This window comes from Exiguobacterium sp. s40 (assembly GCF_018617905.1).
GTDB classification, from domain to species: Bacteria; Bacillota; Bacilli; order Exiguobacteriales; family Exiguobacteriaceae; genus Exiguobacterium; species Exiguobacterium mexicanum_A.
In genome coordinates this window covers 42,406-62,265 of the sequence record NZ_JACSLC010000006.1, presented here as the reverse complement: position 1 = coordinate 62,265, position 19,860 = coordinate 42,406, and the positions used below count along the sequence as shown (strand labels likewise).

General features: G+C 51.5%; 24 protein-coding genes. 6 read left to right on the top strand and 18 right to left on the bottom strand.

All coding sequences use genetic code 11. The annotated features are described in order from the left end of the window. Positions 1-23 precede the first annotated feature (23 nt). Positions 24-395 (bottom strand): rhodanese-like domain-containing protein, encoded by a 372-nt coding sequence (locus KNP02_RS07405; protein ID WP_235420128.1) that lies wholly within the window; start codon positions 393-395, stop codon positions 24-26. A gap of 113 nt (positions 396-508) precedes the next feature. On the opposite strand from KNP02_RS07405, the gene KNP02_RS07400 reads away from it, so the two are divergent. From KNP02_RS07400 to KNP02_RS07390, 3 genes are all read left to right on the top strand, one after another. Then, positions 509-805, top strand: coding sequence for a rhodanese-like domain-containing protein (locus KNP02_RS07400; RefSeq protein ID WP_029595926.1), 297 nt, complete (start codon positions 509-511; stop codon positions 803-805). A gap of 69 nt (positions 806-874) precedes the next feature. Beyond that, positions 875-2,275: an MBL fold metallo-hydrolase gene (locus tag KNP02_RS07395; RefSeq protein ID WP_034776653.1), complete on the top strand. Its 1,401-nt coding sequence runs from the start codon at positions 875-877 to the stop codon at positions 2,273-2,275. Positions 2,276-2,338: 63 nt separating this feature from the next. After that, positions 2,339-3,460 carry a redoxin family protein gene (locus KNP02_RS07390; protein WP_214707952.1) on the top strand — a complete coding sequence of 374 codons (1,122 nt, stop codon included), beginning with the start codon at positions 2,339-2,341 and terminating at the stop codon, positions 3,458-3,460. 21 nt (positions 3,461-3,481) lie between these two features. On the opposite strand, the gene nfsA is transcribed toward KNP02_RS07390, so the two are convergent. The 3 genes from nfsA to KNP02_RS07375 all read right to left on the bottom strand — a co-directional run bounded on the left by nfsA (position 3,482) and on the right by KNP02_RS07375 (position 6,527). Next, on the bottom strand, positions 3,482-4,231 hold the full coding sequence (gene nfsA, locus KNP02_RS07385) for an oxygen-insensitive NADPH nitroreductase (protein WP_214707950.1): 750 nt from the start codon (positions 4,229-4,231) through the stop codon (positions 3,482-3,484). Positions 4,232-4,367: 136 nt separating this feature from the next. After that, positions 4,368-5,837 carry a catalase gene (locus KNP02_RS07380; protein ID WP_214707948.1) on the bottom strand — a complete coding sequence of 490 codons (1,470 nt, stop codon included), beginning with the start codon at positions 5,835-5,837 and terminating at the stop codon, positions 4,368-4,370. Positions 5,838-5,945: 108 nt separating this feature from the next. Continuing rightward, positions 5,946-6,527, bottom strand: coding sequence for a DUF2238 domain-containing protein (locus KNP02_RS07375; RefSeq protein WP_214707946.1), 582 nt, complete (start codon positions 6,525-6,527; stop codon positions 5,946-5,948). 154 nt (positions 6,528-6,681) lie between these two features. Here KNP02_RS07375 and KNP02_RS07370 point away from each other — a divergent pair, with 154 nt between their 5' ends. After that, positions 6,682-7,095 (top strand): VOC family protein, encoded by a 414-nt coding sequence (locus tag KNP02_RS07370; RefSeq protein ID WP_214707944.1) that lies wholly within the window; start codon positions 6,682-6,684, stop codon positions 7,093-7,095. Positions 7,096-7,313: 218 nt separating this feature from the next. Then, entirely contained in the window at positions 7,314-7,862 is a 549-nt protein-coding gene (locus KNP02_RS07365) for a GrpB family protein (RefSeq protein WP_214707943.1), read from the top strand. Positions 7,863-8,015: 153 nt separating this feature from the next. On the opposite strand, the gene KNP02_RS07360 is transcribed toward KNP02_RS07365, so the two are convergent. From KNP02_RS07360 to KNP02_RS07310, 11 genes are all read right to left on the bottom strand, one after another. Next, positions 8,016-8,741, bottom strand: coding sequence for a class I SAM-dependent DNA methyltransferase (locus KNP02_RS07360; protein ID WP_034776641.1), 726 nt, complete (start codon positions 8,739-8,741; stop codon positions 8,016-8,018). Further along, complete coding sequence (gene rsfS / locus KNP02_RS07355) at positions 8,741-9,088, bottom strand: ribosome silencing factor (RefSeq protein WP_034776639.1); 348 nt, start codon at positions 9,086-9,088, stop codon at positions 8,741-8,743. Before rsfS ends, KNP02_RS07360 begins: the two co-directional genes overlap by 1 nt. Before the next feature lie 10 nt (positions 9,089-9,098). Next, positions 9,099-9,656 carry a bis(5'-nucleosyl)-tetraphosphatase (symmetrical) YqeK gene (yqeK, locus tag KNP02_RS07350; RefSeq protein ID WP_214707941.1) on the bottom strand — a complete coding sequence of 186 codons (558 nt, stop codon included), beginning with the start codon at positions 9,654-9,656 and terminating at the stop codon, positions 9,099-9,101. Next, the gene (locus tag KNP02_RS07345) at positions 9,646-10,215 is read right to left on the bottom strand and encodes a nicotinate-nucleotide adenylyltransferase (RefSeq protein WP_138859847.1); all 570 of its coding nucleotides are present in this window, start codon (positions 10,213-10,215) and stop codon (positions 9,646-9,648) included. Before KNP02_RS07345 ends, yqeK begins: the two co-directional genes overlap by 11 nt. Further along, positions 10,212-10,508, bottom strand: a complete 297-nt coding sequence (gene yhbY / locus KNP02_RS07340) for a ribosome assembly RNA-binding protein YhbY (RefSeq protein WP_034776635.1) — start codon at positions 10,506-10,508, stop codon at positions 10,212-10,214. The genes KNP02_RS07345 and yhbY overlap by 4 nt, the downstream gene beginning before the upstream one ends. A 5-nt stretch (positions 10,509-10,513) precedes the next feature. Further along, the gene (aroE, locus tag KNP02_RS07335) at positions 10,514-11,299 is read right to left on the bottom strand and encodes a shikimate dehydrogenase (RefSeq protein ID WP_214707939.1); all 786 of its coding nucleotides are present in this window, start codon (positions 11,297-11,299) and stop codon (positions 10,514-10,516) included. Beyond that, positions 11,296-12,408: a ribosome biogenesis GTPase YqeH gene (gene yqeH / locus KNP02_RS07330; RefSeq protein WP_034779781.1), complete on the bottom strand. Its 1,113-nt coding sequence runs from the start codon at positions 12,406-12,408 to the stop codon at positions 11,296-11,298. The genes aroE and yqeH overlap by 4 nt, the downstream gene beginning before the upstream one ends. A 134-nt stretch (positions 12,409-12,542) precedes the next feature. Further along, positions 12,543-13,169: a YqeG family HAD IIIA-type phosphatase gene (locus KNP02_RS07325; protein WP_034776630.1), complete on the bottom strand. Its 627-nt coding sequence runs from the start codon at positions 13,167-13,169 to the stop codon at positions 12,543-12,545. A gap of 127 nt (positions 13,170-13,296) precedes the next feature. Then, a complete protein-coding gene (locus KNP02_RS07320; RefSeq protein ID WP_214707937.1) occupies positions 13,297-14,079 on the bottom strand; it encodes a phosphatidylserine decarboxylase in 783 nt (260 codons plus the stop codon). Beyond that, the gene (locus KNP02_RS07315) at positions 14,076-14,495 is read right to left on the bottom strand and encodes a thioredoxin family protein (RefSeq protein ID WP_214707935.1); all 420 of its coding nucleotides are present in this window, start codon (positions 14,493-14,495) and stop codon (positions 14,076-14,078) included. The genes KNP02_RS07320 and KNP02_RS07315 overlap by 4 nt, the downstream gene beginning before the upstream one ends. Before the next feature lie 67 nt (positions 14,496-14,562). Beyond that, entirely contained in the window at positions 14,563-14,757 is a 195-nt protein-coding gene (locus KNP02_RS07310; protein WP_034776626.1) for a YjzD family protein, read from the bottom strand. Positions 14,758-14,922: 165 nt separating this feature from the next. Between KNP02_RS07310 and KNP02_RS07305 the strand changes: the two genes are divergently transcribed. Continuing rightward, entirely contained in the window at positions 14,923-15,735 is an 813-nt protein-coding gene (locus tag KNP02_RS07305) for a Cof-type HAD-IIB family hydrolase (RefSeq protein WP_138859850.1), read from the top strand. Positions 15,736-15,780: 45 nt separating this feature from the next. On the opposite strand, the gene KNP02_RS07300 is transcribed toward KNP02_RS07305, so the two are convergent. The 3 genes from KNP02_RS07300 to KNP02_RS07290 form a co-directional block, all read right to left on the bottom strand. Next, a complete protein-coding gene (locus KNP02_RS07300; RefSeq protein WP_214707933.1) occupies positions 15,781-16,452 on the bottom strand; it encodes a 5'-methylthioadenosine/S-adenosylhomocysteine nucleosidase family protein in 672 nt (223 codons plus the stop codon). 73 nt (positions 16,453-16,525) lie between these two features. Then, on the bottom strand, positions 16,526-17,374 hold the full coding sequence (locus KNP02_RS07295) for a YitT family protein (RefSeq protein WP_034776620.1): 849 nt from the start codon (positions 17,372-17,374) through the stop codon (positions 16,526-16,528). Between the two features lie 145 nt (positions 17,375-17,519). Next, the gene (locus KNP02_RS07290; protein WP_214707931.1) at positions 17,520-19,817 is read right to left on the bottom strand and encodes a glycoside hydrolase family 65 protein; all 2,298 of its coding nucleotides are present in this window, start codon (positions 19,815-19,817) and stop codon (positions 17,520-17,522) included. Between the last annotated feature and the right edge of the window lie 43 nt (positions 19,818-19,860).

Genomic DNA, 19,860 nt, shown 5'->3' with positions numbered 1-19,860 from the left:
TACCCTATATAATAAGTAAGTTTTTATTTTTGTTCCCAGGCAATCATGCCGCCCGAGACATCATAAATTTCAGTGTAGCCACGTTCTTTCAACAGTTGTGCCGCTTGGGCACTTCGATTTCCGCTCCGGCAGATGACATAGATCGGTTCATCTTTCGGATAAGGCAATTCGGTTTCATTTAATGAAGAAAGTGGTGCGTTCACCGCTCCTTCGATATGCCCCCCCTCGTATTCGTCTACTTCTCGGACGTCTAACAAGGTTATTTCTTCGTTTTCCAATCTGTTTTGTAGTGTTTCCACGTCGATTTTTGTGATTCCAGTCTCTTTGGACGTGAAAAGGACGATTCCGATCGTCACTAGCACCAAAATCGATAAAATCAGCATTAATTTCTTCAATTTTCGACCTCCGATTCTTTTTCTTGCATTCAGTATACCTCAGGGGGTATATTAAAAACAACGAAAGAAACTCACTTCAAAAACTCTACAATCACAAAGGAGATCAATGACTCATGAAAACCATTTCGACAACTGAACTAGAAACATTGCTTCAATCTGATGAAACACTCAACTTGATTGATGTTCGGGAGACAGACGAATTTGCAGGTGGCCACATCAAGCAAGCGAAAAACGTGCCACTCTCTGAATTCGGTGCGAAAGTCGATGAGCTCGATCGTTCGAAACCGATTCACGTCATCTGTGCAGCAGGCGGACGAAGCATGAACGCTTCGGCTTACCTTGATTCACTCGGCTTCGATGTCATCAACGTCGATGGCGGCATGATGAGCTGGACGGGCGAAACAGTCTAACAATCTTCTATATATATATTTCAAAAACGACAATCGTTTACAGTCAACTATTCTTAGGGGGTATTTCACATGTTATTACGTTATTTCTATGATCAAAAATTAGCACAAGCATCTTATATGGTTGGTTGCCAAATGACCGGCGAGGCCGTCGTCATCGATCCGGCCCGTAACATCACACCTTATCTTCAGGAAGCTGAAAAAGAAGGCATGAAGATTGTCGCGACGGCTGAGACTCACATCCACGCCGACTTCGTCTCAGGTTCACTCGAGCTTGCGAAACGTACCGGTTCAACGGCTTATCTATCAGACGAAGGCGACGCGTCATGGAAATATGCATTCGCGAAAGACATCGACTCAAAACTCGTCAAAGATGGCGACACGTTCAAAGTCGGTAACGTCACACTCGAAGTCATGCATACACCAGGGCACACGCCAGAACATATCTCGTTCTTGCTCTACGACCGAAACCAAACACAACCAATGGGTATCTTCACAGGCGACTTCGTCTTCGTCGGCGATATCGGTCGTCCTGACTTGCTCGAAGAAGCAGCCGGTGTAAAAGGAACGACAGCAATCGGTGCCGAGCAAATGTTCGACTCGCTCAAGAAGTTCAAAGATCTTCCTGACTTCGTTCAAGTTTGGCCGGGTCACGGTGCCGGAAGTGCCTGCGGGAAAGCGCTCGGCGCCATCCCGACATCGACGGTCGGTTACGAGAAAGCGACGAACTGGGCGCTTCAAATGACAGACAAAGACGCGTTCATCAAAGAGTTGACGACGGACCAACCAGAACCGCCGAACTACTTCGCGATGATGAAAAAAGTGAACAAAGAAGGCATCCAAGTCACGAACGAAATCGCTCGTCCAGAAGTCGTCGGTTCGGACCGCCTCGATACGCTCGTCGAGGAAACACAAGTCGTCGATACGCGTAAAGGGGAAGAGTTCGCCAAAGGTCACGTCCCAGGCACAATCAACATCCCTTACAACACGAAGTTCGTCTCATGGGCCGGCTGGCTCGTCAACTTCGACAAAGACATCACGCTCATCGCGAGCGCGGAAGATGTCGATCAAGTACAGACGGACCTCCAATCAATCGGTCTCGACCGTCTCCGCTTCGTCGTCCCAGTCGAAGAACTCGGTCAAGAACTGTTGACGGAAACGTACACAGATGTGACAGCGGAACAAGCGATCGAGTCGGCAGAAAAAGGTGACGTTTTCGTCCTCGATGTCCGAAATGCGACAGAATGGAACGCGAGCCACTACGAGAAAGCCGAGCGCATCCTACTCGGTAAACTGGCACGCGACCATGAAGGTCTCCCGACAGATCAAACAATCGCCGTTCACTGTGCATCTGGCGTCCGTTCACGAATGGCCGCGAGTGTGCTTCAATCACTCGGCTACAAGGATATCCAAAACATCCTCGGTGGCTATGGCGCAATGAAGACTGTCCTCAATGCAGAACAAATCGGCTAATGCTATACTACAAACAAAGAAAGCGCCCACTCGTTTGGGCGCTTTTTCTCTAGGAGGGATTCTGTGATTGCCATCGGTCCATTGAACGTTCGACTCGATTTGCTGGCTATGATGGCCAGCCTACTTATTCTCTACATCGGCTTTAAAAAAATCGGCTTGTCAGAAAAAGAACGCGACGCCGTCCTCGGCACCTGGTTCGCCGGCTTTCTCGCATGGAAAGGAAGTGCGATCGTCCTCGGTCTCGCGTCGACGGGAAGTTTGGCCTTATCCCTTTATGCGATCGGCGGCACGTGGTCACTTCTCATTGCCGCTGCCGTGATTGCTATTTTTGTATTCCGGCTCACGCCTAGCCTTCGTGGCTATTGGTTGTTCTCGGCCTTGGTCTTTTGGTTTGCGGTGACGCTCGTCGTCCCCAAATATGGGATGCTCCCACTGCTCTCATCTCCGCAACCGCTCCATATCTATATGGCCGGCCTAATCGCCTTGCTGCTCGTCACGACATGGCGCTGGATGCAGAGTCCTACGCTCGGATTGTTACTCTGGACCGTGGTCGGTGCGTTCGCGATTTGGTCGGTCGGGTCGCTTGTGACCGATACATTCGAGTTGTGGTCGCTCATTCCGCTCTTTCTTCTCATCGCCGTCGCCACATATGTAGCACGGCCATCTCAAAAGGCGGTCCAATACGGACTCGGGCTCATCGTCGTGCTCGCCGTCATCAATGCGAGCTTACCGGACGAGACGCCACGGCTCGAGGCCGACTCGTCCCAGACCGGATTGAACATCGGCCAAGTCCCACCGAATTTTGAGTTGAAGCGAACCGATGGGACGCCGTTCAACTTGGAAGATTTACGCGGTGAGCGGGTCGTCGTCAACTTCTGGGCATCGTGGTGCCCTCCGTGCCGGGCCGAGATGCCGGATATGGCCAAGTTTGCCCGAGAACAAGACGATGTGACCATCGTCGCCGTCAATACGACGACGAGTGAACGGGACATCGAGGATGCGCGGACGTTCGTCGCCCCATATGAAGATGCGTTCAAGGTCGTCTATGACGAGGAAGGAATCGTCGGTAACGCCTACCGAATTCAAGCGATGCCGACAACATACGTCCTTGATGAAAATGGGGTCATCATTGCCAAGCAATTCGGCGCGATCGACCACGCCTGGCTCGATGCCGAGACAAACTAAAACCGCCTCCCGGCGGTTTTTTCATTGCTTCAAATAGCCTTGCGTCTTCAAGAAGTCTTTCACGTCGAGCCGGGTTGGTTTCGACAACATCCGTCCCATTTGTCCGGTCCACGTGTCGCTTCGTTGGTTCGACCCACGGGCCGCGTAGTAGTCATGAATCGTCGCATCATACGCATCGAGTTCTTGTTTCAGTTGCTCGGTGTCGGCGACGTATGTGTTCTCATGATAAATATGTTCGAGCGGGAGGCGCGGTTTCTGGTCTTCGACGTGCTCCGGGACACCGACAGCAAGTCCGAAGAGCGGCAATACCCGCTCCGGTAAACTGAGCAGTTCCTTCACAGCGAACATGTCATTGCGGATTCCGCCGATATAGCAAATGCCGAGGCCCATCGATTCAGCGGCCACGACCGCGTTTTGGGACGCGAGCGCGGCATCGATGACCGCGACGAGCAACTTCTCGTCGGTCTCGAGCGTCGCATTCACGTCTGCCTCCCGCAGTTCTCCAATCAACTCGTGTCGATACAAATCGGCGCAGAAGACGAAGAAGTGACCGTTGTCGATGACGTATTGCTGGTTACCGGCGATTTCGGCTAGCCTTGCTTTCTTCTCCGGGTCGGTCACCCCGATGATAGAATAGGCTTGGATGAAGCTCGACGTCGAAGCGCGCTGGGCACTCTCGACGATGAGTCGGATTTGTTCGTCGGTCAACGTCTCATTCGTGAATGAGCGGACGGAGCGATGATTCAATAGTGTGTCGATGACTTGGTTCATGTGTAACATCCCCCTTTTTTCTTATCTTGGCATATGGACGGGCTTGGGACAATTTTTGAGATTCGAACCACTTATCCTCCTAAGGTAAAAAAAAACAAAAACAGAGATGCAGCTACGCATCTCTGTTGCGGACAAGTTATTCCGTCACTTGATTCAAGAATGGTGTGATATCGACGTTGAGTGCTTCCGAGAGACGCGCGCCGAGGTCGCGGTCGGCCCGGTAGAAGTTGCAAATCAAGAGCAGCACCGTATTCTCATGGCGAACTTCTTTAATGTGTGCCACCAAGTTGTTCACGAGCGCCGTTTTCTCTTCTTCCGAGTAGCGACGGTACACTTCACCCGCTTGACCGAAGTCGTTCGTCTTCTCGATTTTTTGACGACCGGCTACGCCTGTGAGCGGTTGTTCCGTCTCGATATAAGCCGCGTCCGGTTTCGGTGCGTCCTCATAGCGGTTTGGTTCATAGTTGACCGGGCTCGTCTGTTGTTTGAACGGCATCGCCCCATCACGCTGATTGTTCGACACTTGTGCGAACGGGCAGTTGATTGGGAGCTGCAAATAGTTTGCCCCGATGCGGTAACGTTGCGTGTCCGAATACGAGAACAAGCGGCCTTGGAGCATCTTGTCTTCAGACGGTTGAATTCCAGGAACGAGCACACCCGGGTTGAAACCGACCGACTCTGTCTCGGCGAAGAAGTTGTCGACGTTCTTGTTGAGTATCATCGTACCGACAAGTTGATACGGGATGACGTCTTCGAACCAATCTTTCGTCGCGTCGAGCGGATCGAAGTCAAAGTTGTCCATATCGGCCGGGTCGAGGATTTGGACGTAAAGATCCCACTCCGGGAAGTCGCCTTCCTCGATGGCGTTGAACAAGTCGCGTGTCGCATGGTTGAAGTCTTCGGCCTGCACTTTCGCCGCTTCTTCCATCGACAAGTTTTTAATACCTTGTTTCGGGACCCAACGGAGTTTTATGTACACCGTGTTTCCGTATTCGTTGACCCATTTGAATGAGTGGACCGATGAGCCGCGCATATGACGGTATGACGCTGGAATTCCTTCATCGCTGAACAAGTGGATGAGCATGCTCGTCGATTCCGGCGTGAGCGACATGAAGTCGAAGAAACGGTCCGGGTCTTGCAGGTTCGTCCGCGGGTCTGGTTTGAGTGAGTGGATTACATCCGGGAATTTGATGGCGTCACGGATAAAGAAGACTGGCAAGTTGTTTCCGACGAAGTCGTAGTTCCCTTCTTCCGTGTAAAACTTGACCGAGAATCCACGTGGGTCACGAAGCGTCTCTGGTGAGCCGAGACCATGAATGACGGTCGAGAAGCGAGCAAAGACTGGTGTCTCTTGTCCCTCTTCCTGCAAAAATTTGGCTTTTGTATATCGTTTCATGCTATTTTTAACTTTGAAGACACCGTGGGCTCCGGCGCCACGGGCATGAACGACCCGTTCCGGTACGCGCTCACGGTCAAAGTGGGCGAGTTTCTCAATTAGCTGATAATCTTCGAGAAGTGTCGGGCCGCGACGACCCGCTGTGATGGAGTTGGCGTTATCCCCGATTGGGACGCCTTGGTTAGTAGTTAGATGACGGTGTTGATCCATTAATATTGCCTCCTCTTAATAATCATTATTACAAGATTAATAATATTAAAAGATAATAATTATTACAAATAAAACGCTCGATGGACTCGAGCGTTTTTGAAATCGCTTTCAATTTTTATGTTTGTGCCGTTGTTCTTTCCGATGGATTTCGGTCACAAGGAGAGCCGCAATGATACCTCCGAGTGATCCCGCGACGATGTCGACCATCGTGTCATCATTCCCGTTCCCTTGCATCGTCGTGTTCAACACCAAGTCCGATGTGAATTCATACATTTCCCAAAGCGCTGCCCCGGCCATTGCGAAAACAACGATATAGACGAAGACGAACCGCTTCGGCATCTCGAGCCGGATGTCCTCATCAAGTCGACTTAAGAAATCGAAGCCGAGAAACGCCAAGAACACGCCGCTCAACACGTGCAGAAACGTGTCCCACCAACCGTTCGAATATAAACCGACGATCGAGCCCAAATATTGCGATGCGAACAAGAAAAGGATATAGGCGACTTTCATCTTGGCGTCGAACTCGGTTTTGAACGTTTTCTCGAGAATGAACGGAATCAATCCCGACACGATCCCCGCCCCAGCGACGCTCGCGTCAAACCATTCCCCTTCGATAATCGACGTGACGAGAATGATTGCCATGAACAACACGAACCCGAATTCCAATAGACGTCCTCGTGTCAGTTTCATCTCCTTACGCCTTCTTTCGTAAGAATGTCTCACCTACTCCATTCCCGTTTCAGCGACCGTTTCAACAACCTTGTCCGAAAATTCGTGCTTTTGTCGGATTCTTCCGTCACCCGTTTGTCTCATACTGAAAGAAACGATTCGAGGAGGAACACTCATGACGATCAACCCTTATCTCAATTTCAATGGCGACTGTCGCGACGCCGTCCTGTTTTATGCCGACGTCTTCGCCGAGCCCGCCCCGGATATCATGACGTTCGGTGCCCAGCCTGGACCGGACGGTGAACCTGTACCGGACGAGCTGGCCGACCTCGTCCTCCATGCCCGTCTGAGCGTCCATGGTACATCGCTCATGTTTTCGGACGCTATGCCGGACGGTCCGGTCACGTTCGGGCAGAACATCACACTCGCCGTCGTGACAGATGACCTCCACGCCATCCGTCGAGAATTCGAGGCTTTATCTGCCGGTGGCCGTGTCCTTATGCCGCTCCAAGAGACGTTCTGGAGCAAGGCGTATGGCATGGTCGAAGACCGTTTCGGTGTCCAATGGCAATTCAGTCACGAGGCTTGACCATGACAAAGACCCCATGCTACTTGCGATGGGGTCTTTCGACTCTTTTTATGATTAGCATTATGACGGGGCCATGAATCAACATTAAATTACTTGTGAACGGAGAAACAAGGCTGTAAGCAAAATGAGATAAAAATTATCTGTTTCTCTATATCGCGTTTAAAAATGAGATTCTGGGTATAAAGTGAAAAAAACTTTCAGGGAGATGGGATAAACTCATGAAAGAAGACAAACACGAACACTCAAATATTCCAATTTGGGCTTATGAGACTATTGAAATAGAAGATTCTAACGTGCATTGGGCACGGTTAGGTCTACAAGAAACAAGAGAGTTGTTCGACTTACTTTCAAAGTTTGACATCAAGGAAGCAGAACACATAGGTAGTACGGCCGTTCCTGGTCTACCCGCAAAACCTATTATAGATGTGATGATTAGTATCGAATCGTTTGAAAAAATCCACGATATTGTTGATACATTAACGTTGCATGATTGGCACTATGTACCACCTGAACTAGATGGACAAGCCTGGCGGAGATTTTTTGTGAAAGTAAAAAATGATAAGCGAGTTGCTCATTTACACATCATGAAAGTGGCAGAAGATCGTTGGGGAAAACAGATTGAGTTTCGAGATAAACTACGAGACAATCCTTCGCTTGTAAAAGAGTACGGGCTTCTTAAAAGGCATTTAGCAAAAGAATTTCGTAATGACCGAGAAAAGTATACTCAAGCTAAAGCTGCCTTTATAAGTCAAGTATTAAACACCTGACTTGGAGGCACGGAAACACGAATTGGGCAAACATGACTGCAACAATGCTTCACTTCGGGCAGAACCATCAATAAAAAAAGAATCAGACCGCATGTTGCGATTTGATTCGGTAACAGCTCGAGACCCCATCGCAAATCCGCGATGGGGTCTCGTTTATTTCTGGGCGACAAAAAAGATTCGTTCCGCGTTCGGGCCCGGAGCTTGGTCCGTAAAGTCAGCGGTGACCGATTTCACATGGAAGCCGGCCCCGATGAGCCATTGCATATATTGCCCCGGTTCGTACGTCCGTTGCTCGTGTGTCTCTTCAACACGCTCATACGTGCCATCTTCGAGGGCGACGAAGAACGTCAAATCGTGTACGACCGAGAGCGGTGCTTCGCCTGGGTCGGCGAACCAGATGTACGAGCAGTCTTCCCCGTTCGAGGCATACGTCTTCTGGTTGAAGAGCGTCTGCATCTTGTTCGGCGAATGTACATCGAAGATGAACATGCCACCCGGTTTCAATTGTTCGTACACCGCCTCGAACGTGTCGATGACGTCGGCCTCATCCTCGAGGTAGCAGAGCGAGTCACAAAGGATCGTCACGGCGTCGACCGGGTGTGGCAATTCAAGCTCCCGCATGTCCTGTTGCCAGAGCGGGAGCGTGATGCCTGCCTCGAGCGCCTTCTCTTGGGCGACTTCGAGCATCGACTCGGATAAATCGAGTCCGATCGTCTCGTAATGTTCCGCCAAGCGAATCGTCGCCGAGCCCGTCCCGCATCCGACGTCAGCAAGCGATGCACCGTCTTGGACGTGGCGACGCACGAAGGCGACCCAATCCTCGTACGGGGCATCTTTCATTAACTCATCGTAGACGTAGGCGAACCCTTCGTACGCCATTAGCCGACTTCCACTTCAACGTGTGGCGCATCTGCCCACAATTTTTCAAGGTTGTAGTAGTCGCGGTCATCGCGATGGAAGATGTGGACGACGACGTTTTCGAGGTCAGCGAGCACCCAACGTGCCGAGTCCATGCCTTCGAATTTGTGGAGCGGAAGCTCGTGCTCGCCGGCCACGTCTTTGATTTCGCGTGCAATCGCTTGGACTTGCTTCTCTGAGTTACCGTGGCAGATGACGAAATAATCTGCGACCGGTGAGATGCCTTCCATGTCGAGGACGACGATATCTTCGGCACGCTTATCGTCAGCGGCCTTCACGATCAATTCTAATTCTTCTTTTACAGTCATACTGTACCTCCTAGGGTGTTTTCACAAAATGGTTATACGTCTCAATCGTCAGTGGAAAGATTCGCACCGACTTCTTCAATAAATAATCGATTGTCTGACGCAACGTCGCGACGACTGCCGCTTCGAGCGAACGGTCCGCGAGGTCACGCAACGTGTCGACGCCCGGATACGACCGGTTCGGTTCAATCGCGTCCGCGACGAATAAAATCTGGTCGAGGCGTGACATGCCAGGCTCTCCGGTCGTATGGTTCTTAATGGCCGATACAACGGCCGGGTCAAGGTCATACGCCCGGTCTAACAGAATCGCGCCGACCGGTGCATGCAGCAGTTCGTCATCGAACGCAAGCAAGCTCGGGTCAAGGTTTTCCTCGACCACGACTTGGCGCATCATATCGCTATCCAAATATTTCGCATAGTCATGCAACATCGCCGCGAGACGTGCTTGCTCCACATCGGCACCGTATAAACGGGCCAACCGATCTGCCGTCTCAACGACACCGAGCGTGTGGATATAGCGTTTCTCCGGTAATGTCGCCTCAATCAATGATTGTGCTTCCTCATACGTCATACAAGTTGCGCTCCTTGATATAAGTTTCGACATCGCGTGGGACGAGATATTTGATTGACTTGTCCCGTTTCGCCCGTTCCCGGATATCGGTCGATGAGATCTCGAGTTGCGGCATATCGATTGTGCGCACATCTGCCTGTCTCGGGATGCGATACCGGCTACCCGGACGCGCAACGGCCCCGAACGTGACGAGGGTCACGAGCGTGTCGTAATCGTACCACTTCTCGAGCGACTCGAGCGAGTCCGCCCCGATCAAGAAGAAAAACGTGTCATCTGGGTACATGTCCCGCAACCGTCTCATCGTCTCGACCGTGTAAGACGGTTCGTCGCGTTCAAACTCGATCAAGCTCAGCTTGAAATCGGCTTGGTCCGCGATCGCCCGTCGTGTCATCTCGATCCGATCCTCGGCCGGACTGAACCCCGCCTTGTGAGGCGGGATCGCCGCCGGTAGAAACCAGACCTCGTCGAGGGCGAGCTGTTCACGTGCCTGCTCGGCAATCAACAAATGACCGAGATGCGGCGGGTCGAACGTGCCTCCCATCAGGCCGATGCGGCTCATGGAAGTTTAATTTGGCGATTTTCTTTCTCGGTCGCCTGTTTGTACAAGACGATGACTTTTCCGATCACTTGAACGACTTCGGCTTTCGTGCCCTCAGCCAATTCACCGGCTACATCTTTCGGCGTATCGGCACAGTTTTGGAGCACTTGAACTTTCAAGAGCTCACGTTTTTCGAGCGCGTCGCTGATGTCTTTGCACATCGCTTCGCTGACTCCATTTTTTCCGACCTGGTAAATCGGTGAAAGGTGGTGTGCTTCAGCACGTAAAAAGCGTTTTTGTTTACCTGATAACATACTATTTATTCCTCCAATAAGCTTTCAATTAACTTCATTCCGACAAGTTGATCCGGTCTCACACCTGTCCAATATTCAAACGCCAAAGCGCCTTGTCCGACGAACATGGCAGTTCCGTTGACGATTTTCGCGTCATTTTTGGCGGCTTCCTTTAAAAACGGTGTGACGAGTGGACGATATATGATATCACAAACGACGGTGTTTTGTCGTAAACCTTTTAATGATCGAGGCGAATGGATACCATCCATCCCCACCGAAGTCGTCTGGATGATCACGTCATAGCATGAGGGATCAATGTCGGTGAGCGCCTGCGCTTCAATGCCGAACGCCTCCGCGAGACGCTCCGCTCGTTCCATCGTTCGGTTTGTGACCGTGACGGCTCGGGTCGGCAAGGCGCTGATTATCCCGCGCGCTGCCCCACCTGCCCCGATAACGAGCACACGTCCCGTCCAATCGGTATGACGGTCGAGTGCGGTGACTAGACCCACACCGTCCGTATTCGTCCCAATCAGCTTTCCGTCCCGTTTATAGACCGTGTTGACGGCACCGGCGGCTTCAGCCGCCTGGTCAAGTTCGTCGAGATACGGGATGACCGCCTCTTTGTACGGAATCGTGACGTTAAAGCCGTCCCAGACGCCGTCCCGCATCGCTTGAAACAAGTCCCCGAGCTCGCCCGGGGCGACGTCGAGTGCTTCATAGTGCCCGAAAAGCCCAGACGCGCTCAGCCACTGCTCGTGCAGGACGGGAGAGAGCGAATGAGCAATCGGGTGACCGAGGACGGCCAGTCTCATACGAGCGCCTCACGCAATGTGACGGCCACTCCTTTTGGTGCCCATGCGGCGATGCGTCCACCTTTTCCGTGAATCGCAACCCAACCGAGTCCGCTGAAGACGATGTCGGTCTTGACGCCGTCACGGAGACTGAACTCGTGACGCACGAGCGGAGGCAACATTTGTAATGTCTTCTCGTTCGGCGGGTTGAGCATCTTACCGATATGGTTTTCGTATAGTTCATCTGCTTTATCGAGCTTCGTCCGGTGTGTCTTCAACTCGTTTGACATGTAGACAACGAATGAGCGCTTGTTGCCTTCCATGTAGTCGAGACGGGCGAGTCCACCGAAGAAGAGCGTCTGTTGCGGGTTCAACTGGAACACGTGCGGCTTGATCTCTTTTTTCGGGGTGATCGTTTTCAAATCTTTCGCATCGACGTAATGCGCCATTTGGTGACGATTGATAATCCCTGGCGTGTCATAAAGGTTCGCATCATCATCGAGCGGGATATCGATCAAGTCGAGCGTCGTTCCCGGGAAATGACTGACCGTGATGATGGCTTCGTCCTCTGCCCCGAAACGTTTGATGACTTGGTTGATGAGCGTCGACTTCCCGACGTTCGTACAACCGACGACATAGACGTCCTTGCCTTTCCGATAATATTCGATCTTTTCGGCAAGCTCGTCGATCCCGTGACCTTTTTTCGCACTGATCAAATGGACGTCAATCGGTTCCAAACCGAGCTCTTTCGCTTCGGCCTTCATCCAGTTAGACATCCGGTTCGGGTTAACCGATTTCGGCAACAAGTCGACCTTGTTCCCGACCAAGAGGACGGGGTTTGTGCCGACCGAGCGTTGGAGCCCCGGCAACCAGCTACCGTTGAAGTCGAAGATGTCGACGATTTTGATGACGAGCGCTTCTTTCGCGCTGATGCCGTTTAAGATACGCAAGAAGTCGTCATCTGTCAGTTCGACGTCTTGAATTTGATTGTAGTGCTTCAATTTGAAGCAGCGTTGGCAAATGACGATCTCGCGATCGAGTGCCGATTTTGGTGCATAACCGACACCGGTCGGGTCTTCCGTTTGAATGGCGACGCCGCAACCGGCGCAATAACGTTTTGTTTCTTCCATAATGTTGTCTGCTGTCATTTGAGTTGCCTCTTCTTCATTCACCGTAGCGCCTCGCCGCTACTCCTGAAGCGTTAATTCCGACGCCTTACGCGCCGTACATGGACAGCCTCCTTCTTCCTGTGCGTTCGAGGTCCTTATTCATCTTTTTTATGTGAATCTTCGGAACGAGAGTGCATCGCTTCACCGATTTTCTCAGCGACCGCCACTTTTGCGCGCTTCGCATCGACAGCGATTTCCTCAACTTTTTTCGTGATCAACACGTACTTCCCGCGACGTTTCATATGGGCGAACACGACTTTTTCAAGCATGCGATTGAACTTGGTGACGAGTCCGTCCGTCTTGACGACCGGTTGCACGTGGATGACGTGAATCCCGGCCATATTGGCGCCGAGCACGTCCGTGAACAATTGATCGCCTAAGAAGATGGCTTCTTTCGTCGAGTATCCATATTTTGCGAGCGCCTGTTTGAATCCAGACGGCAACGGCTTTTTCGCACGCGCCACATAGTGAAGGCCGAGCGGTTCCGTGAACGTACGTACGCGGTTCTCGTTGTTATTCGAGACGACGATGACATCGAGTCCGTGTGATTTCACTTTTTCAAGCCATAGCAAAAGAAGCTCCGGTGCGTGCGGGACGTCCCAGGCCACGAGTGTATTATCAAGGTCCGTCAAAATGACGCGAACCCCACGGTCTTTCAATTCTTCAAGGTCGATGTCAAAAACTGACGCGACGAACTGTTTCGGATAAAGTCGATTAAACACGTTTAAATTCCTCCAATTAGCTAAAGCGATTCAACTACTATACATGTAGTGATATCCCTTCTATGGTAAACGAAAACCGACCAAACGACTAGTGTATCGTTCGGTCGGCCTGAAAAAGTTTTTAAAATCAATCGTTTTGCATCGTCCCGATGACTTCTCCGAGTCGAACCGGGCCGATTTTGGCTGGGTCGATCGTGACGCGGCCTTTCTCAAAACAAAGGATGACGGTCGAACCGAATGAGAAATAACCGACCTCGTCGCCTTTGCCCGCGTGTTCGCCTTCAAGCGTCCATTCGATCGTATTGACGTTCAACGCCCCGACCATGATGTGCTCGTATACTCCAACGGCCGTCTCGAAGCGTGTGACGCGACGATAGTTGCGTGAGAGCGGACGAACCGTCTCCGTCAACCCGATGTCATTCACCGGTGCCGAACGGTCACCGAGTTCATAATGACTGAGCACCCGTCCGGCGAGCGGGACGTGGACGCGATGATAGTCACGCGGGCTCAAATAAAGGACACAGACCGTACCGCCGGCGTAACGTCTTGCTTCTTGTTGCGATCCGAGCAGTTCGGCGAGGGTGTACGACTGACCCTTGACCTCGAAGCGGCTGTCGTCCGTAATATCGGCCACGATGGATAGTTTCCCGTCACATGGCGAGACGACCGAGTCCGGACTTGCATCGATCGGCCGGACCCCTTCTTTCAAATGACGTGTAAAAAAGGCGTGCAGACTCGGATAAGCCTCGATCGGCTCCGCCGCTTCATCAAGATTGACTTGATACGTTTTCGCAAACGAAGGGATGAAGGACCGGCTCGCTGACGATTCAGCGAAGGCACGGAGTCGTTTGGCAATGACCGGGGTCGCGTTCAACTCAAACAAAGTCTGATACAAGCGGCTTTTTATCACTGTGCGCCCTCCTCGTTTTTAAAGAACGTCTCGTATTGTTGTTCAGAGACGGCACCTTCCACACGATCGACTTCCTTTCCATCTTGGAAACGAATCATTGTCGGTGTTCCGTTGATGCCGTAAGTCGTCCAGACGTTGTGGTCGGCCAAGTTGATCGACACGGCGTCATATTCTTCGATGAGTGGCTCGACGTACGGTTTGACTTGCTCACAGTATTCGCAACCAGTCTGCCAGAAGTAGACGACGACTTCCTCTTCTTCTGAAATCTTCGTCTCAAGCTCGTCCGGTGTGACAGCGTTGACGCCTGTCTCCTCGTTCGCATTGTTCAAGAAGAACAAGAGAGCGATCCCGACGATGATGATGACACCGATGATGGCGAACGTGATGAAGTTCGCCCGTTTGGCACTGTTTTTCATATTCGATTCCTCCTAAATAATATAAAAAGAACTGACTCGGATATGAGCCAGCTTGGTTGTAGACGTCTTACTTCTCTTGTGCGACGTCACTAATCCCCATATCTTGGTTAAGCGTGTCCAAGAGTACAATAAAGATCGTGATGACGACGCCAAAGAATGTCGCGAGCATCGCGTTGAACGACACGCCATCGACAGCAGAAATGATAAAGATTGCTGTATTCGAAAGCAAGATCGCCCAGAACAATGTGACTAAGTAACGCATCGATAGTCCCCTCCATCTCACAGATGATTCATGAAAAATTCATACGACCTTAGTATAGCATTGTTACCGTAAAATGTGCGACCTCGATTGTATATTCTTTCCGTCGAAACGGGAAATATGGTACGGTTTGAGAAATAAGCATCTCGTAGAAAAGAGGAACCCTTTATGTCACGTTATTTAATCGCAGTCGATTTAGATGGAACGTTGTTGCGCGACGACAAGACGATCAGTGAGCGCAACGTACGCGCGCTTCAAGCGGCCCGTGAGGCCGGTCATGAAGTCATGATCGCGACCGGACGCCCACAACGCCATTCGATCATGTATTACGAAGAGCTCGGCTTGACGACACCGCTCATCAACTTTAACGGAGCGCTCGTCCATCACCCGAAAGATCCGTCATACAAAGTGACGCACCGGCCGATCCCGCTCAAGACGGCGCACGAGATCATCGAAGAAGTCTCGGACACGAAAGCGCACAACATCGTCGTCGAAGTGACCGACCACGTCTACTTCCATAAAGACCCGCAAGAGTTTTATAGCCCGTATGCCGAGCGCGCGCTCAGCGTCACGTCAGGCAACTTGCTCAAGCATTTGCAGGATGAGCCGACATCGCTCCTCATCCACGCGACGAAAGAGCACGTCGACAACGTCCGTGCTCGTTTGAATAAAGTCCACGCCGAGGCCGTCTTGAACCGCCAATGGCGCATGCCGGAGCACATGATCGAAGTCATGAGCCAGAACACGTCGAAAGCGCTCGGGTTGCGCGAAGTTTCGAAACATCTCGGCATCAACCGCAAAAACATCATCGCGTTCGGCGACGAGGAAAACGACCTCGAGATGCTCGACTACGTCGGCACCGGCGTCGCGATGGGCAACGCCATCAGCCAGTTGAAAGCCGTCGCGGATGAAGTGACCGCGTCGAACATGGAAGACGGCATCGCCATCTACCTCGAAGAACAGCTTGGCATCAAAGCATAATCCACACACCGACTGTTCCTGCAGTCGGTGTGTTTTGCGATTTGCCTACAGAAAGCGCATCAAATAGTCGTCAAAAATCTTGGTCATGACTTTTGGGGTATTGGCTAGGTACACATTGATTTGTTCCGCGTTCGATTCGACTGGATTCGCATCGCGTTCATCCGTCGGGAAGTCAGAGATGCCTTTGATGATGATACACTCGACGTCATTTTTCTTGCAGATATAGGCGATGGCGCCTGCTTCCGTATCCGCGATGGTGACGTTATGCTCTTTGAGTTCTAAATAATCGTTCCACATCACGACCGCTCGATCGGCCGTCGCGATGGTACCGGTCAAAAAATCGTTCCCGTAGTTCGCTAGTTCAATGTCGACGATGAACGATTGCTTGATCAGCGGTTCCACTTCTTTCACCGTGCAATCATATTGAACGGCGCGATGAGGGACGAGGATATCCAACGGGTTGAACGTATCGTCGATTCCGGCACACGTTCCAGCCACAATTACTTTTGCTAAGTTGAACCGAGACATCATATATTGATTGGCTCCCACCCCGTTCGCTTTCCGCACACCGGTGCTGTAGAATACGAGTTCGACGTCATCAACCGTCCTCATGAAGTACTCGCCATACGGGTAGCTGAACCGCTCATCCGCTTTGACGTCATAATGCTCCAATGTCGCTTCGTATTCCCACTTCGTCGCAATACTGACTCCAATCATCACACGTCCACCCCATCTCTTTTTATTCCTATCTATAGAATAACCCCCGCTGAGCGTTCAGCGGGGGTTCATTTCAGCGTCGGAACGCACCTTCGACATTTTCAGTCGGAACCATGTTGATGAAGACGCTTGGATCGGCGTCTTTACAGATTCGCGTGATTTCACGCACTTCGTGGCGCTGGGCGACCATCATGAGCGTCGCTTTCTCGACTTTCGAATACGTACCGATTGCCGGCATGAGCGTGATGCCGCGGAAAACATGCTGATGCAGTTCTTTCGTCACTTCGTCCGGATGACTCGTGACGATGAAGAGCGTCTGCCGCTGCGTGTTCGTATAAATTTCGTCGATGACTTTCGACGTGACGTATAAGAAGACGATCGTATAAAGCGCGGTCGGCCACCCGAACAAAGCACCAGCCCAAAGCGCGATCATCATGTTCATGAGGAACAGATAGACGCCGACCGAGTTGTTCGTGAACTTCGCTAAGATCAGGGCGACGATATCGAATCCGCCGGTCGAGGCACCGAAACGAATCGTGATTCCCGAACCGATGGCGAGCAAAACCCCACCGAACACAGCATTCAAAAGCGGGTCGTCCGAAATGATTGACGACTGCGGAAGCACGCGAATGAACACGGTGACTGCCGCGACGCTGATCAATGTATGAATCATCATGTTCTTGCCGAGCATGAAGTAGCTGACGATCAAGAGCGGCACGTTCAAGACGAAGAACCAAATCCCTTCTCCGAGCTCAAACGGTGTCCCCGCAAACAGTTTCGTAAAGATTTGGGCGAGCCCTGTAAATCCGGTCGAGTATACCCCCGCCGGGATTAAGAATAATGTCATAGATAATGCAACGAACACTCCCCCGATAATCGAAACGATCCCGATGCGTGCGTGTTCTTTAACGGCTTCCGTCAAGTTCTGTCTCCCCTTTCAAAAATGGCTAAGAATCAAGATAACATAGTTTTCTAGTGCTGCCTACCATAAAAATAATGGGATGTGTTCGCGCTTCTAATAAAAAAACAAGCCGGCCGGGGCCGACTTGTTGAGCTGATGCGTTTGGTCACGCTTTCACTGTCTCGATGGTCACCGTATCGTTTGCCGGGACCGTGACGACGTTTCCGTAGACACGAATCGATACGTCCGTACCGCCCGTCTGTTTAATCGTCACTTGTTCACGCGTCGACGTGACCGTCAAGTGATGACCGCGCCAGAGCATGTTGAACGAGTACCCGTTCCAGCCCTTAGGAATCATCGGGCTGAACGTGAGCTCCGACTCGAGGGCGCGCATGCCTGCGAAACCGTGAACGATCGACATCCATGAACCGACCATTGATGTGATGTGAAGCCCGTCTTCTGTATCGTTGTTATAGTTATCGAGATCGAGTCGTGCCGAACGTTGGTACAACTCGACCGCCTTGTCTTCGTAACCGACTTCGGCCGCAATGATTGAGTAGACGCAAGGCGACAAGCTCGACTCGTGAACCGTACGCGGCTCATAAAAATCGAAGTTAGCACGCTTCTGTTCGACCGTGAAGCGGTCGCTGAACGTATAGAGCCCTTGGAGCACATCCGCTTGTTTGATGAAGTTCGAGCGGAGGATGCGGTCCCACGACCAGTTTTGGTTGAGCGGCAAGTGTTTCGGATCAAGGTCTTTCACCAAAATCTGTTCTTTATCCATGAAGCCGTCCTGTTGCATGAACACGTCTGGGACGAGGTCATCTTTCGGATAGTACATCTTCGTTTGGATATCGTTCCACTTCACGAGTTCTTCGTCTGAAAGACCGAGCGTCGCGACAAGTTCTTCAAGGCGCGCCGGCTCTGCTTCTTTCAAATAGTTGTACACTTCTTGCGTGTACTCGAGCGTCCAAGCGGCAATCAAGTTCGTGTACCAGTTGTTGTTGACGTTGTTGTCGTATTCGTTCGGACCTGTGACGCCTAGGATCATATACACGTCTTTGTGCGGGACAAAGTTGACGCGGCTCGCCCAGTAACGCGAGATCTCGACCAATACTTCAAGTCCGTATTGACCTAGGTATGACTTGTCGCCCGTGAAGTTCGTATAGTTGAAGATGGCATGGGCGATCGCACCGTTCCGGTGAATCTCTTCATGCGTGATTTCCCACTCGTTGTGGCACTCTTCCCCGTTCATCGTCACCATCGGATAGAGGGCGCCTTCCATGCCGACGTTCTTGACCGCGTTCTCTTTTGCTTGTGGCAATTGGTTGTGACGATATTTGAGCAAGTTCCATGAGACTTCCGGTTTCGTCGTTGCCAAGTAGAAGTGGAGGCAATATGCTTCCGTATCCCAGTATGTGGCACCGCCGTATTTCTCACCGGTGAACCCTTTCGGTCCGATGTTGAGGCGCGAGTCTTCGCCCGTGTACGTCTGATACATGTTGAAGATGTTGAAGCGGATGCCTTGTTGCGCTTCAGCGTCCCCATCGATGCGGACGTCGGCATCTTCCCAACGAGCGAGCCATGCTTCTGTCTGCTCGGCGAGAAGCGTTTCAAAGCCTTTTTCGAACGCCATCTCGACACGTTGCATCCCGATCGGCTGCAATTCCTCGATTTCATAATCACGGTTCGTGACGACCGAGACGTACTTGTACGCCGTCGCCGTCTCGCCAGCTGGTGCCGTGACCGTGAACTTATTAGCGACGTAAAGGTCCGTCGCGTCGAGCACTTCGCAACGTGCCCCTTCGACGTCAGCGATCATCGATGCCGTGACGTGCCAGTCGAGCTTCTTCGTTTTCGTTGTCACGAACCCGAAACGCTCTTCGACGCCGTGTTCGACCGGCAACCAGAACTTCTCGTCATAGTTCGAATCTTCGTTAACGACGTCGCCGTCCAAGAAAGGTGTGAACTCGACTTTCGCTTCGTAGTTGACCGGAGTGACGTTATAACGGATCGCCAAAACCTCTTTGTCGACGATGGAGAAGAAACGCACGACTTCGACGTTCGTTTCTTCCGTCCCATTCACGAGCGTGAACGTTCGTGTCAAGACACCGCGCTGCATATCGAGTTCACGCGTAAAGTCCTTCACTTTCCATTTTGCCAAGTCTACCGGCGTACCATTGATGGCGACACGAAGACCGATAACGTTTGTCGCGTTCAATACTTTTGCGAAGTATTCCGGATAGCCGTTCTTCCACCAACCGACCCGTGTCTTATCAGGGTAATAAACCCCAGCCACATAAAAGCCTTGGTGTGTATCATTCGAATACTCTTCTTCAAAATTGCCGCGCATCCCCATATGTCCGTTACCGAGTGAGGTAATTGATTCCGCGAGGCGGTTTTCTTCCGGATGTAGGCCTTTTTCCGTTACTTTCCATTCATCGACTGCAAACAATCGTTTCATCTGTCTGCCACTCCTTTTTCTCTACAAGGCTACTCGTCATCAG